Genomic DNA, 15,000 nt, shown 5'->3' with positions numbered 1-15,000 from the left:
GAACTCACGTTTTCAACCTCCCCTTCGCGAATAATCCCTCTTTACTTTTCAACTTTTAACGTTTGTAAGTATGCATTTAATGCATCAATTTGATCATCCGTTAAGTTGCCATATTTGCCAGTCATTTTGTTTCCTGGCTTCATATTTTCAGGATCCTTCAGCCATTTTTTTAAGTTTTCTTCATTGTTTTCGGCAATACCGGCAACCATATCGCGATCCGCAAAGTTTGCTAAGTTTGGTGCGATACGAGCGGAAGGTGGTCTACTATCATTAGATCCAACTGCGTGACAACCAATACAGCTTTTATTAAATATTTCTTGGCCCTCTTGCGCCTTTGTTGAAGCTACTTCTTTTTTTCCATCAATCTTCTTCATATCAGCAAGCCATTTTTTGTACTCGCTTTCATCTAAAGCTTTCACTTTAAATTGCATTAAAGAATGTGATGGACCGCAAAATTCTGTACAAAAACCATTATAAGTGCCCGATTTATCTGCCTTTAACCACATTTTGTTCACATTGTCTGTATTTGTATCCATTTTCCCTGCTAAAGATGGAACCCAAAATGAGTGTTTAATATCGGCACCCTTCAAATTTAAATACACTTTCTTACCTGTGGGGATGACCAAATCTTGCGAAGTTACTATCTTTTCTGATTTATAAGAAAATTCCCACCAATAAAGATTCGCTGTTACATCAACAACGATAGTATCTTTATCAATATTCTTTTTCTCCATCGCACTTACATCAGCAAGTTTGAATGTATATGTAACCGTTGGAACAGCTAAGATTAGTAAAAGAATAATCGGAATAACTGTCCATATAATTTCTAGCTTGTGATTCCCTTCAACTTGCTCTGGAATATAATCTTCCTGACCTTTCTTTTGTCGGAAACGCACAATTACATACAAGAAAATAATAGTAACTACTAGTACTACTCCTACCATGATTGCACTAGCCAGTAGAAGTAAATCATATTGCATTTTTGCTACTTCTCCTTGCGGAATTAAAGTAGATTGAAAGGCTTTACCGCATCCCCCTAACAGTAAAGCCAGCAGTGAAACGAACGAAAGCAGTCGCCACTGTTTCTTCATACAAACAACCCCCACTTTCCTTGTGAATTAGATTGTACTTTATAGTTAAGTAAAGTAAATCTCAACGTAAAGAAATCCAATTATGTCGTTGTCTTAGAAGAATGTAACTACAATCATTGATACAAATAAGATTGTTAAATAATTTAGGGAATAAACAAACATTTGCACGGACCATTTGATGTCATCTTTCTTACGGAAGCCATAAAATCCTAAAACGATCCATCCGATGTTAAGCAGTGTTGCAATTACCATAAATGTTATCCCTAGTCCACTCATATAAAATGGGAGTGGTAATAAACATACTGTCCAAATCATAATTTGGCGTTTCGTAATTTCAAATCCATGAACTACAGGAAGCATTGGAACTCCTGCATTTCGATATTCATCAACACGTTTCATCGCTAATGCAAGGAAATGTGGGATTTGCCAAATAAACATAATTAAAAATAACATCCAAGCAATTGGATGACCTAAAGATGGATCGATTGCTGCCCATCCAATTAAAGGTGGAACTGCTCCAGATATACTACCTACAACAGTATTTAGTGTATACTTTCTCTTTGTCCATAAAGTATATAGGACAACATATGTGAAAGCACCAATAAATCCCATTAAAACTGCCATTGGTGTTGTTAATAATAAGAATACAAATCCAAGAAGTAATATAACTAGTCCAAATGTAAGTGCAAATCCTGGTTTATACTTTCCAGTAACCGTTGGACGAGTCTTTGTTCTTTCCATTAACGGATCGATGTCTCTATCGATGTAGTTATTTAAACAACATACCCCCGCCATAATTAATCCTGAACCAACGATTGTAAAAAATAGCTTATCCAGATTGTCCATCACACTTAATCCATTAAAGTGTAACGCCAACCAAAATCCTGTAAATACAGTAAGTGTATTTGAGTTTACAATCCCCATTTTAACGAGTGCTGATAAATCTTGTAACCGAGTTGTTTCCGGTACACTTGTAACAGCGGACTCATCATGCAGCTCACTTGTTGCATGGTTCATCACTCTAACCCCCTCTTAAAACTTTCATCTTTCTTTTTGCGCTTATTTCAAATGAAATAATTCGCTTCTATATAGCAATATTATTACAGTAGAAACATTGTTAACCCATTCTACTACTAATCTACGCCCATACTCCAATATATTAAATCATATTTCCCGAACATTTTGTGAAGAAAACATGAACTTTTTGTGTCGGATATAAAAAACTTCATTCTGACTTGTCCTTATCATAACATGATGTTACCTTCTATAATAAACTATTTTGTCCTATTTAACACGTATTCTCCCCATTTCTTTTCAAAACAGCCTATTTTTCACCTAATTTTTTCCTTTCAAACCCTGTTTTTACACCTATTTTCTCTCCCTTTCCTTCCCCCTCCATTTCTTTGCTATTTTATTATTTTTTATATATCATAGGAACTAGCGCGTTTTATTCTATACATAATGGAATGAAAATATTTCGCAATAACTTCATAGCAGAAAGATGGTGAAAGAGATTGCAACGCTTTATTAAATGGTTAGCAGTCATTACAAGCATTGATTTATTAATAGTTTTATTAGGAGGCGCTTTAGTTACAAAAACAGGTTCTGGTCAAGGTTGTGGTAAATCATGGCCACTTTGTAACGGTGAATTTGTTCCATCTAATTTATCAATGGAAACTATTATTGAACTTAGCCACCGATTAACATCAGGATCAGCTGGAATTCTTGTCACTCTCCTTTGTATTTTGTCCTGGAAATATTATAAACATGTGCGTGAAACAAAAACGTTAGCAATTTTATCCTTCGTATTTTTAGTTGCACAAGCATTAATGGGAGCAGCAGCAGTTGTTTGGGGACAAATGCCAGCTGTACTTGCTATCCATTTCGGTATTTCCTTAATTTCATTTGCTTCTGTCATTTTATTAACGTGTCTTATCTTTGAAATTGACCAAAAATTTGATGCACGTTCACTTATTATGGACAAAAAAATGAAATTTCATATTTATGGTGTAACAATTTACAGTTATATTGTCGTCTACACAGGTGCTTTAGTACGTCACGAACGAGCTAGCTTAGCCTGTCCAGACTTTCCTTTATGTAGCAAAAACAGACCTATGCCAACTCAACTACATGAATGGGTTCAAATGGGCCATAGAGTTGCAGCGATGTTAATTTTCGCTTGGATACTATACGCCATGATTCTCGCTATTCGCCATTACAAGCAGCAACCTGTAGTATATTGGGGATGGATCATTTCATTTATCCTCGTTACACTTCAAGCTGTAGTAGGAGTTTTAGTTGTATTTACAAACGCTAGTTTAGCGATGGCATTGTTACATTCTCTATTCATTTCTTGCTTGTTTGCCGTACTATGCTATTTAGTTATGTTAGGAACAAGAAGTAAAGTGAATGCCAAAGAAGCCGAATCAACTTCTAAACAAACAAAATAATTTAAAACTAAAATCCCTTGCCAATTCGGCAAGGGATTTTTTGCAATAAAAAAGAGCTGTATTTACACAGCTCTTTTCTTATTTTAGTGATCTAATTCAATAAGTAAATCACCCGTTTGAATTGCATCACCATCGTTAACATATACTTTCTTCACTTTACCATTGAACGGCGCTTGAACTGTCGTTTCCATTTTCATCGCTTCTGTAATTGCCATAGAATCGCCTTTTTTCACTTCTTCGCCTTCTTTTACAACTACTTTAATTACCGTTCCTGGCATCGTTGCACTAATATGATTTGGATTCTCACGGTTTCCTTTCACACGTTGTGCAACTGTTGCTTTTACACTCTCGTCTTTCACGATAATTTCACGTGGTTGACCGTTAAATTCCAAGTAAAGAACACGATTTCCATCCGGCTGAGGTTCTCCAATTGATACTAGTTTAACCATCAATGTTTTACCCTGTTCAATTTCTACATCAATTTCTTCACCTAGTCTCATACCATAGAAGAACGTCGGTGTATCAAGTACAGATACATTTCCATAAAGCTCAGCAACTTTTTCATAATCCATAAATACTTTTGGATATAAAGCATATGCTACTACATCAAAAATCGTTACTTCGCGTCCAAGTTTATGGAATAATTCTTCTTTTAACGCTTCGAAATCTACTGGCTCTAGTAATTCACCTGGTCTTACTGTTAATGGCTCTTTCCCTTTTAAAATAATCTTTTGTAATTCTTTCGGGAAACCACCGTACGGTTGACCTAAATCACCAGAGAACATTTCAACAACAGACCCTGGGAAGTCCATCGCATGTCCACGCTCTAAAACATCTTGTTCTGTCAGATGGTTTTGAACCATAAATAATGCCATATCACCAACAACTTTTGATGATGGTGTTACTTTTACAATATCTCCAAACATGTCATTCACACGGCGGTACATTACTTTCACTTCATCGAAGCGATCTCCTAAACCAACCGCCTTCGCTTGTTGCTGAAGATTACTATACTGCCCACCCGGCATTTCATGCATATATACCTCTGTATGAGGCGCATTCATACCACTTTCAAATGGTGCATAGTATTTGCGTACATCTTCCCAATAGTGAGATAGTTTTTCTAAAGAATCTATATTAACATCTGGTTGTCTTTCTTTTCCGCCTAACGCATAGTATAGCGTGTTCGCACTTGGTTGTGACGTTTGACCAGCCATAGAACTCACTGCTACATCGACGATATCAACACCTGCTTCAATTGCCTTCGTATACGTTAATATACCATTTCCACTCGTATCGTGCGTGTGCAGATGAATTGGAATCGACACTGTCTCTTTTAATGCAGAAACTAAATCATATGCTGCATTTGGTTTTAGTAAGCCCGCCATATCTTTAATACCTAAAATGTGAGCTCCTGATGCTTCTAACTCTTTTGCTAAATTTTTATAATAATTTAAATCATATTTACTACGCAGTGGATCATGAATATCCCCTGTGTAGCACATTGTTGCTTCTGCAATTTTACCAGTGTCTCGTACAGCGTCAATTGCAACTCTCATGCCTTCCACCCAGTTTAAACTATCAAAAATACGGAATACATCAATGCCTGCTTGAGCAGAACATTCCACAAATTTTTGAATTAAATTATCTGGATAGTTTTTGTATCCAACTGCGTTTGAAGAACGAAGTAACATTTGGAATAACACATTCGGCATTTTTTCACGAAGATCTAGTAATCGTTCCCATGGATCTTCTTTTAAGAAACGATACGCAACATCAAACGTTGCACCGCCCCACATTTCTGCTGAGAATAGGTTCGGTAACATTCTCGCTGTTGGCTCCGCAATTTGATGTAAATCTTTTGTACGAATACGAGTTGCAAGTAATGACTGGTGTGCATCACGGAATGTTGTATCCGTTAAAAGTACACGTTTTTGATCCTGTACCCATTTTACTAATCCGTCCGCTCCACGCTCGTCCAAAATTTGTTTCGTTCCATTTTGGATTGGCTCTGAATGTTTTAAACATGGAATACGAGCATCTGGGAATATTGGTTTTTCTTTTTTCCCTACTCCTGGGAAACCATTTACTGTTACTGTACCAATGTAATTTAACATTTTCGTTCCACGGTCTTTACGTTTCGGGAACAAGAACAATTCAGGTGACGCATCGATAAATGAAGTATCATATTCTCCTGATAAGAAGTTTTTATGCTTTACTACATTCTCTAGGAATGGAATATTTGTTTTAATACCACGAATACGGAATTCTTTTAAGTTACGTTCCATTTTTGCAGCAGCTTGCTCAAAAGTAAGTGCCCAAGTTGTAACTTTTACAAGTAAAGAATCGTAGTACGGTGTAATAACTGCACCTTGGAAGCTATTTCCTGTATCAAGACGCACACCAAAACCACCACCTGATCGATACGCCATAATTTTTCCTGTATCCGGCATAAAATTATTTAGCGGATCTTCAGTTGTTACACGAGATTGAATTGCAAATCCATGTACAACTACTTCCTCTTGCTTCGGAACACCTACCATTTTGCTATGTAATGAATGTCCATCCGCTATTAAAATTTGTGATTGAACAATATCTACTCCCGTAATCATTTCTGTAATCGTATGTTCTACTTGAACACGTGGATTTACTTCAATAAAGTAAAACTCATCATCTTTTACAAGGAATTCTACTGTTCCTGCATTTAAATAGTTTACATTTTTCGTTAACTTCACAGCAGCATCACAAATACGCTGACGCAGATCATCTGAAAGTGATACACTCGGTGCAATTTCTACAACTTTTTGATGACGACGTTGTACAGAGCAGTCACGCTCGTATAAATGAACAACATTGCCTTCTTCATCTGCTAAAATTTGTACTTCTATATGTTTAGGTTTTTCAACAAATTTTTCGACGTAAACTTCATCATTACCAAAAGCTGCTTTCGCTTCTGATTTCGCTCGATTATATGATTCTCCTAATTCCTCACTAGTACGCACAATACGCATACCACGACCGCCACCCCCAAGGGATGCTTTAATAATAATCGGGTAATCATACTTTTCAGCAAATTTTTCGACTTCTTCTAATGAATTTACTGGACCATCACTACCAGGTATAACTGGAATTTGTGCTAGCTGCGCTTGTGTTCTTGCTTTCACTTTATCTCCAAACATATCTAAATGCTTACTTTTCGGACCGATAAAGATAATTCCTTCTTCTTCACAACGTTTAGCGAATTGAATATTTTCTGACAAGAAACCATATCCAGGGTGGATTGCATCTACATGATTACTTTTTGCAATCTCAATAATGCCTTCAATATCTAGATAAGCATCAATTGGTTTTTTTCCTTCCCCAACTAAATAGGACTCATCGGCTTTATAGCGATGATAAGAACCACTATCCTCTTTAGAATAGATTGCAACTGTTTTTAATCCAAGTTCCGAACAAGCTCGAAACACACGAATTGCAATCTCTCCACGGTTAGCTACCAATACTTTTTGAATACGTTGCAGCTTTGTCATGATTTTCCCCCTCTACTTTCCTACCACTCTAGAGATAAAATATACACACACCTTAAAAAGCGTGAAGTTCTTCACTTTCCACATTATATTATACTTAGAAAGCTTCACTTTATTTTTATCCATCATACCTTATTTTCTAACAAATGATAAGTTTTCTGTGCAATTTGTTTCACAAAAATAGTATAGCATACCTCTTCCTTTCCTAACAACTTAATTGTATATCACATTTAACTTAATGTGATATATCTTTTAACTGAAAGAGAAATTAGTACATCATATTTAAAAATAAAAAACACATCATGCTCTAAAGCACAATGTGTTTTTATTTTACAACTACAAGATGTGGTCCATTTTGTTCTCTTTCTTTCATTACACCATTCTGTTGTTTCTCTTGTCGTTTCACGTGACTAGCAATATTGAGTAGTATTCCCATTGCAAGTAGATTAGCTATTAAGGAACTTCCACCATAACTAATAAACGGTAAAGGCACTCCCGTAAGCGGTATTAATCCAGACATACCACCAACATTAACAAAAGTTTGTACTCCTATTAAACTTGCAATTCCGATTGCAATTAAACTTCCAAAAGGATCGTTACATTTTTGAGCAATCCTGAATGAACGAATAATAATAAGTAGCAAGCAAATTAAAATAATAGCTACACCAATAAAACCTAATTCTTCAGATATAATAGCCATAATAAAATCTGTTTGCGGTTCTGGTAAATACCCATATTTTTGCACACTATTTCCTAATCCTCGACCATTTAGCCCTCCTGAAGCAATTCCAATAAAAGAATTTACTAATTGGAATCCATCATTCTGAGGATCATTGAATGGATCAAGAAAAACTGAAAAACGTGCCTTTTGATATCCACTTAATTTATAATTAGCCAAAAAATATAGAGCTGGAATCCATACTATAGAAGTTAAAACAATTCGTTTAATCCATAAATTAATCCTTACTCCTGAACAAAGAAACATAATCCCTACTGTTCCTGCAATTAACAAATCGGTACCTAAATCATTTTGCTTTAAAATTAAAAACATTGCCATTCCAACAAAACCAAGTGTAAGTCCCGACCCTTTAAAAACAGGTGTATTTGTTTCTTGTCTCCTTGCAAAAAAGCGAGCTAATATAATAATAATCGATAATTTAACAAATTCAGCGGGCTGTATACCTAATATCCAACCTTTTGCACCATTTATTTCCTTACCAAAAATCAAGGCTGCTGCTAGTAAAGCAATACTCCCTAGCCCCATCGCCGATAAAATTATTCGTTTTCTCCAAAACTTATAAGGTAACGAAGCTACAATTACTAACAATACCGTTCCAATAGCTAAAGTTATTAATTGTTTTTTAAAAAAGTAATTTGCCGGCCAGTTATGCCTCGAAATCGCAACAATGGAACTAGAACTATATACCATTATTACTCCCAGCACACATAAGATAACAAGAGGAAGTAATAATGAATAATCCATTGATTTCCATACTTTTTTCATTTCATTTCCTCTTTCTGTTTCAATTTAATTATTGTTGTATTCCATATGTACATTGATTCTTCCTGCTTTATTATACAAATAAAAAGCTCAAACTAATTTAGTTTGAGCCCCCTTATTTGAACCCGTTATTGTTGTTTGTTTGTAAATGCTTCATGAAGTGCAGATAACTCACGTTCGAGCTCACCTAACATTGCTTTCCCTTGTTCTTCTGCAATAAGACCAAGGCGAACCGCAAAATCGACCTCGCGGGATAGTCCAAACATTTGTGTGTCTAACACTTCTTCATATAATGGACATTGCGGCATTGTAAGATGGTCCATTTGCACCTTAATAAGTCTTAAAATCTTCTCTGCATCCGCTTGTAGAAGGGCTAGTGCCTTTTCCTGATGATTTGCTACTGTCTCAGACGCCAAATTGATTCCCTCCGTTTCCGTCCTACTCTCCTCTATCCTATCTATTAATATTAGCGATAGTTTTAATAAATTGCAATAGAAACATTTTTTGTGACAACAGTGTCTAATACTATTATACTGAAAAGTGGGAGTATAACACAAATGGGGGAACAACAATGAGCGAAATTTTATTTATTAACGGAAAAGTACGTTTTCCAATCACTATTGATCCAACTGTTTGGATCTTTGATGATCGAAAAGTAGATTTGACAACTTACTTTGATGAAACTAGAGAAAACACGTCTGAACTAGAAACTTATTTAAAAAACACTTCAGAACATTGGGATCGCGAAATCCGTGATGGTGCCGCTTTTCCTCCAATACAACAAAGTGTGAAGAAATATAAAAAAGAACAGCTGATTACTGGAACATTTGGTATACCATTTCATCCATTCCTTGCTAACGCTGAAATTTTAGAGGACGCTACGCAAGTTGAAATTGAAACGGTAGATCATACAATGACACTTCCATTAGAAACTGTCAAAAATGCTATACTAGGCTTTTCAAAAGAAGGAAAACCATTAAAAGAAGACGGGCCTGTTCATCTCTATTTTAATGATGGATCTAATCAACAAAATCCAATCCGTAACATCCGTAAATTTACAATTATTTAAAGAAAAGGAGTGAGCTTAAGCTCACTCCTTTTTACAATAAATCTGCTGCTAGTTGAGCTAAATTAGATCGCTCCCCTTTAACAAACTTCACATGACCACTAATACGCTGTTCTTTAAACTTCTCTACAACATACGTTAAGCCATTATTATATTCATCTAAATATGGGTGATCAATTTGCTGAGGATCTCCCATCAATACAATCTTACTCTTTTCCCCTACCCTAGTTAATATCGTCTTCACTTCATGCTTTGTTAAATTTTGTGCTTCGTCAATGATAATGAACTGATCTGGAATACTTCTCCCGCGTATATAAGTAAGGGCCTCTACTTCAATCGAACCCATTCCAGCTAAAATAGCATCTAACTCTCCTGGCTTTTTCGTATTAAATAAATACTCTAGGTTATCAAAAATTGGCTGCATCCATGGTCTTAACTTTTCTTCTTTTTCTCCTGGTAAATAACCGATATCTTTTCCGACTGGAACAATTGGTCTTGCCACAAGTAATTTTTTATATAACCCTAAGTCTTCTGTTTGCATAAGTCCCGAAGCTAACGCAAGTAACGTTTTTCCTGTGCCGGCTTTCCCCGTTAACGTTACAAGCGGAATATCTTCACGAAGCAACAATTCTAATCCCATAATTTGCTGCACGTTTCGTGGTCGTATCCCCCACACTTGTTCATTGTGAAAAATAAGTTTCTTTACCTTCTTACCTAAGTGATCCACAATGCCAAGAGCAGAACTAGAGCCCCCTAATGCATCTTTCATCACTACAAATTGATTTGGATAAAAAGGATGATTCGCAATTTCAGATAGAGGCAATTCACCTTTCTCATAAAAATAATCCAATTGTTCTTTTGATATATATCCTTCTAAAAAACCAGAATATATATTTTCTACTTCAATTACGCGATCACTTAAATAATCTTCAGCCTTCAAACCAATTGCATCAGCTTTTACTCTTACGAGTACATCTTTACTTACTAAAATAACAGACTTCCCGTCCTCTTTTTCCTGTTCTTCTAAAGATAGATTTTTTGCTACAGCTAAAATTCGATTATCATTTGTTTTTTCTACAAAAATATCTTGTAGTTGCACAAATGAACGATGGTTCAATTCAATACGAAATGTTCCGCCGTTTTCTAGCGGGATACTTTCATGCAGCTTTCCTATTTCACGAAATTTATCTATTAACTTAGATACATAACGAGCGTTTCGTCCTACTTCATCCATATAACGTTTTTTCGAATCAACCTCTTCTAATACAACTGCTGGAATCACTACTTCATTGGTTTCAAATGAAAAAATAGATAAAGGATCCTGCAAAAGTACATTCGTATCTAACACATAAATTTTATCCAACCTGTTACCCCCTGACTCCACTTTTAAATTTGTAGAACAAGGGTTTCATCCATAAAATATGGACGAACCATTGTTATAATTATATGTACCGTGTAAACGAGGTAGAATCGAAAATCATAGTCATTAAACCTTTTATTTATTCTTTATTCATTTCTATTCAATATATTACTTTTTATTATAATTATTAACGTTAAATCACAATAACCGATTACAAAAGTGAATAAACAAATTTCCTATTTAGCATCTTTATAATTCTCTTATCCCTACTAACACTTCATTATCCAGCTTTTTCGCTGCCCGAAGATCATATGTTTTTTCATATGTTGGTTCAATTGCAAGTTTCGCTCCATAAAACATAACATCACGCACTTCTTGCACATTTACTTCTATTACAGTTAATTTTAGAGAAATACCTTCCATTCTATCTGTCAAAATTTCACCTGCACCACTTATAGAAAATACGGATTCATTCGCCATTATAGTCAATACCACACCTGTATTATGCTGTATATTTTCCACAATACGTGAACGTTGATCTACTGCAAATCGAATACTAGTTTTACTCACTGCATACACCCAAGAAATAGCACTTACGTTAGGAACTTGTTTTTCGAAATCTGTCGTTGCTATCATAACGATACATTCTTTACGCAACGTTTGTACTAAATCCTCTGTTAAGGTAGGCTCTACTACATTCGCCATATTTTCACCTCCAAACATACTTGGTATATCCTTATCATAACTTATTTTTTGAATTGCGAAAATATTATTTTTTCCCGCTATTATTCAAAAACATTATACTTCCATGATATACTTATACTGATAGAATTCGTATTGAGGTGACGAAATGAGAGTCAAATGTATGATTTGTGATAAAAAAGATATGTTAGATGATGAAAATCCTATGGCAAAAAAACTGCGTAATCGCCCTATTCATACATATATGTGCATGGAATGTTCGGAACGAATTGCAGAGCGTACAATGGAACGTCATGCAAGTGGTAATTTCCGATTATATCGTGATAAAAAAATCGAAGATGATTGGTAAAATGTAAATAAGTCCTTACTCATATAGATAAGGACTTATTTATATTTTTCTGGTTCACGATTCATCTGATCCAAAAAACAATCAATGGCTTCTAACGGAAACCTTGCAGATTTCCGTTCTCCATTCATTTCATATGTAATTAAATACATTTCCTCGTTCTTTTCGACTTCCACATTTCTTAATTTATGTTCTTCATATATCATATTTTGAAATAACAAATATGTTTCTTTTGCAGCACTATCATCTGGACGTGCTTCCGCAACTGTTTTAATTGTTAACCAATTATATAGTGCATCTTGTACTGAACGCATGAAAACTCCCCTTCCTTATCCTGCTTTTTGTTGTTTCGCTTGACGCAAACGCAATCTATAAATTCCAAGTACAATTGCCGCTACAACAAGTCCTTCTCCAACAGGTAAAAACACAGCAAAAAAGGTTAATACTGTGCATCCAATTGCTAATGATATGTATATCACAATATTTTTTAGTACAGACAACTTTCTAGCAAATCCTAAATTATAAACGAGAGCACTTAATATAATAATCGTCCCATAAAGTAACCACATTCCTAACTCTGGATTTTCATCTACCTTACACAATTTTGCAAAAAAAGACATCCTTTCTAACACACTCTTCCCCCCCTAGCAGTAAAATGCAATTTTCTTTATACACTTAATACAAGAGTAACTCGCAAAAAAAATACTGTCCACAAAAATGAGTAAATATTCTAAAAAATAAACAAAATAAAAAACAACGCCCTTTATAAAGGGCGTTGTTTTTTTATTTTTACGCTTCAACAGATTTCTTTTTCTTAGCAGCTCTTTCGCGCTCACTCTTATCAAGAATCTTTTTACGTAGACGAATTGATTCTGGAGTTACTTCACAGAACTCGTCATCGTTTAAGTACTCTAATGATTCTTCTAAAGTCATTAGGCGTGGTTTCTTCATTGTTGAAGTTTGATCTTTCGTCGCAGAACGAATGTTAGTTTGTTGTTTCATTTTCACAACGTTAACTGTTAAGTCGTTCTCACGAGTGTGTTCTCCTACAATCATACCAGCATATACTTCTGTACCTGGTTCAACGAAGATTACACCACGGTCTTCAACTTGCATAATACCGTATTGTGATGCTTTTCCTGTTTCAAGTGAAACTAGAACACCTTGACGACGTCCACCAACTTGTCCAGCGTGTACTGGTTGGTAGCAATCGAATGTATGGTTTAAAATACCGTAACCACGAGTTAATGTTAAGAATTCTGTTGTGTAACCAATTAAACCACGTGCTGGAACCATGAAAGTAAGGCGAACTTGACCGTTTCCGTTATTCACCATATCTAACATTTCACCTTTACGTGCACCCATAGATTCCATAATAGAACCAGTGTATTCTTCAGGTACATCGATTTGTACACGCTCTACAGGCTCACATCTTACGCCATCAACTTCTTTAATGATTACTTCTGGCTTAGATACTTGTAATTCATAACCTTCACGACGCATGTTTTCAATTAAGATAGATAAATGTAGTTCCCCACGTCCAGATACGATCCACGCATCAGGAGAATCTGTATTATCTACACGTAAACTTACATCTGTTTCTAATTGTGAACGAAGACGCTCTTCAATTTTACGAGATGTAATGTATTTACCTTCACGACCTGCAAATGGGCTGTTATTTACAAGGAACGTCATTTGTAGTGTTGGCTCATCAATACGTAATAATGGTAACGCATCTTCATGCTCAACTGGACATACTGTTTCACCAACGTTGATGTCTTCCATACCAGAAACAGCTACTAAGTCACCAGCTTTTGCTTCTTCAATTTCTTGACGTTTTAATCCAATGTAACCAAATAATTTTGTTACACGGAATTGTTTTACACTTCCATCAACTTTCATTAAAGCAACTTGTTGTCCTACTTTCATTGTACCGCGGAATACACGACCAACTCCAATACGTCCAACGTAGTCGTTGTAATCAAGAAGTGCTACTTGGAATTGAAGTGGCTCTTCGCTGTTATCAATTGGTGCTGGAATATGTTCGATAATTGTATCGAATAATGATTTCATATTCTCTTCTTGATTTGCTGGGTTTGAATCTAAGCTTGCTGTTCCGTTCATTGCTGATGCAAATACAACTGGGAACTCTAATTGATCTTCGTTTGCACCAAGCTCAATGAATAAGTCGATTACTTCATCAACTACTTCATCTGGACGAGCGAAGTCACGGTCAATTTTGTTTACAACTACGATTGGAGTTAAGTTTTGCTCAAGAGCTTTCTTTAAAACAAATCGTGTTTGTGGCATACAACCTTCATATGCATCAACAACAAGTAAAACACCATCAACCATTTTCATGATACGTTCTACTTCTCCACCGAAGTCAGCGTGACCAGGTGTATCTAAAATGTTAATTCTTTTATCTTCATAGTGAATCGCTGTATTTTTCGCTAAAATTGTAATACCGCGTTCTCTTTCTAGATCATTTGAATCCATTGCGCGTTCTTCAACGTGTTCGTTCGCACGGAAAGTCCCCGCTTGACGTAATAACTGGTCAACAAGTGTTGTTTTACCATGGTCAACGTGGGCAATAATTGCTATATTACGTAAATCTTGTCGTTTTTTCAACATGTCCAACTCCTAATGTCTTTTTAATCCTTCTCTATTATAAGAGCGAAGGGGATACAATAGCAATTAAAATAAAAGCAAGAATGAAAATATAGTTGTATTCTTACTTTTGTGAAAGTAAAATGAGATTGGAGGGTGAAGAAATGGAACACATTCAATATCGCTTTTTATTAACTGCAATTATCGGTGTTATTTTCTTAATCGGTATCGGCATTATGATTGCTGAAAATAGTCCAATCGGTATTATTATTTGCATTATCGGCACATTTGTTACAGTTGGATACGGTTTTGTAACAAAAAGAAAAATGCGCAAATCACAATAACGC

At 35.5% G+C, this 15,000-nt stretch carries 14 protein-coding genes; 4 read left to right on the top strand and 10 right to left on the bottom strand.

The genetic code is table 11. From position 1 onward, the window contains the following. Positions 1-41: 41 nt before the first annotated feature. Both coxB and ctaB read right to left on the bottom strand, forming a co-directional pair. Entirely contained in the window at positions 42-1,091 is a 1,050-nt protein-coding gene (gene coxB, locus ACTFRY_RS04760) for a cytochrome c oxidase subunit II (protein WP_000745268.1), read from the bottom strand. 93 nt (positions 1,092-1,184) lie between these two features. Further along, complete coding sequence (gene ctaB, locus ACTFRY_RS04755) at positions 1,185-2,108, bottom strand: protoheme IX farnesyltransferase (protein ID WP_001015064.1); 924 nt, start codon at positions 2,106-2,108, stop codon at positions 1,185-1,187. Between the two features lie 497 nt (positions 2,109-2,605). Here ctaB and ctaA point away from each other — a divergent pair, with 497 nt between their 5' ends. Continuing rightward, positions 2,606-3,541 carry a heme A synthase gene (gene ctaA, locus ACTFRY_RS04750; RefSeq protein WP_016118565.1) on the top strand — a complete coding sequence of 312 codons (936 nt, stop codon included), beginning with the start codon at positions 2,606-2,608 and terminating at the stop codon, positions 3,539-3,541. An 83-nt stretch (positions 3,542-3,624) separates the two neighbouring features. On the opposite strand, the gene pyc is transcribed toward ctaA, so the two are convergent. From pyc to ACTFRY_RS04735, 3 genes are all read right to left on the bottom strand, one after another. Further along, a complete protein-coding gene (pyc, locus tag ACTFRY_RS04745; RefSeq protein WP_098616209.1) occupies positions 3,625-7,071 on the bottom strand; it encodes a pyruvate carboxylase in 3,447 nt (1,148 codons plus the stop codon). A 322-nt stretch (positions 7,072-7,393) separates the two neighbouring features. Next, positions 7,394-8,572 (bottom strand): FtsW/RodA/SpoVE family cell cycle protein, encoded by a 1,179-nt coding sequence (locus ACTFRY_RS04740; protein WP_000758413.1) that lies wholly within the window; start codon positions 8,570-8,572, stop codon positions 7,394-7,396. Between the two features lie 125 nt (positions 8,573-8,697). Then, positions 8,698-8,985: a YlaN family protein gene (locus ACTFRY_RS04735; protein ID WP_000135694.1), complete on the bottom strand. Its 288-nt coding sequence runs from the start codon at positions 8,983-8,985 to the stop codon at positions 8,698-8,700. A 155-nt stretch (positions 8,986-9,140) separates the two neighbouring features. Here ACTFRY_RS04735 and ACTFRY_RS04730 point away from each other — a divergent pair, with 155 nt between their 5' ends. After that, positions 9,141-9,638 (top strand): hypothetical protein, encoded by a 498-nt coding sequence (locus tag ACTFRY_RS04730; protein ID WP_001289809.1) that lies wholly within the window; start codon positions 9,141-9,143, stop codon positions 9,636-9,638. Between the two features lie 31 nt (positions 9,639-9,669). Here the strand turns inward: ACTFRY_RS04730 and ACTFRY_RS04725 are convergent, their stop codons facing one another. Together ACTFRY_RS04725 and ACTFRY_RS04720 are read right to left on the bottom strand one after the other, a co-directional pair. Beyond that, on the bottom strand, positions 9,670-10,998 hold the full coding sequence (locus ACTFRY_RS04725; RefSeq protein WP_000358083.1) for a PhoH family protein: 1,329 nt from the start codon (positions 10,996-10,998) through the stop codon (positions 9,670-9,672). Positions 10,999-11,244: 246 nt separating this feature from the next. Next, a complete protein-coding gene (locus tag ACTFRY_RS04720; RefSeq protein ID WP_000024595.1) occupies positions 11,245-11,700 on the bottom strand; it encodes a pyridoxamine 5'-phosphate oxidase family protein in 456 nt (151 codons plus the stop codon). Between the two features lie 145 nt (positions 11,701-11,845). Between ACTFRY_RS04720 and ACTFRY_RS04715 the strand changes: the two genes are divergently transcribed. Then, positions 11,846-12,046 carry a YlaI family protein gene (locus tag ACTFRY_RS04715; protein ID WP_002082250.1) on the top strand — a complete coding sequence of 67 codons (201 nt, stop codon included), beginning with the start codon at positions 11,846-11,848 and terminating at the stop codon, positions 12,044-12,046. 35 nt (positions 12,047-12,081) lie between these two features. Here ACTFRY_RS04715 and ACTFRY_RS04710 read toward each other — a convergent pair whose 3' ends face one another. The 3 genes from ACTFRY_RS04710 to typA all read right to left on the bottom strand — a co-directional run bounded on the left by ACTFRY_RS04710 (position 12,082) and on the right by typA (position 14,677). Continuing rightward, positions 12,082-12,357, bottom strand: coding sequence for a hypothetical protein (locus tag ACTFRY_RS04710; protein WP_001258147.1), 276 nt, complete (start codon positions 12,355-12,357; stop codon positions 12,082-12,084). Positions 12,358-12,372: 15 nt separating this feature from the next. Then, entirely contained in the window at positions 12,373-12,675 is a 303-nt protein-coding gene (locus ACTFRY_RS04705) for a YlaH-like family protein (protein ID WP_000893662.1), read from the bottom strand. Positions 12,676-12,832: 157 nt separating this feature from the next. Next, positions 12,833-14,677: a translational GTPase TypA gene (gene typA / locus ACTFRY_RS04700; protein ID WP_000914759.1), complete on the bottom strand. Its 1,845-nt coding sequence runs from the start codon at positions 14,675-14,677 to the stop codon at positions 12,833-12,835. A 140-nt stretch (positions 14,678-14,817) separates the two neighbouring features. Between typA and ACTFRY_RS04695 the strand changes: the two genes are divergently transcribed. After that, positions 14,818-14,997: a DUF5325 family protein gene (locus tag ACTFRY_RS04695; protein ID WP_000400127.1), complete on the top strand. Its 180-nt coding sequence runs from the start codon at positions 14,818-14,820 to the stop codon at positions 14,995-14,997. Positions 14,998-15,000 lie beyond the last annotated feature (3 nt).

Origin of the sequence: Bacillus cereus group sp. MYBK195-1 (genome assembly GCF_051916605.1) — a bacterium.
In the GTDB taxonomy this organism is placed as follows: domain Bacteria; phylum Bacillota; class Bacilli; order Bacillales; family Bacillaceae_G; genus Bacillus_A; species Bacillus_A cereus.
The sequence above is the reverse complement of the archived record's forward strand: the minus strand, read 5'-3'. Positions and strand labels throughout refer to the sequence as shown.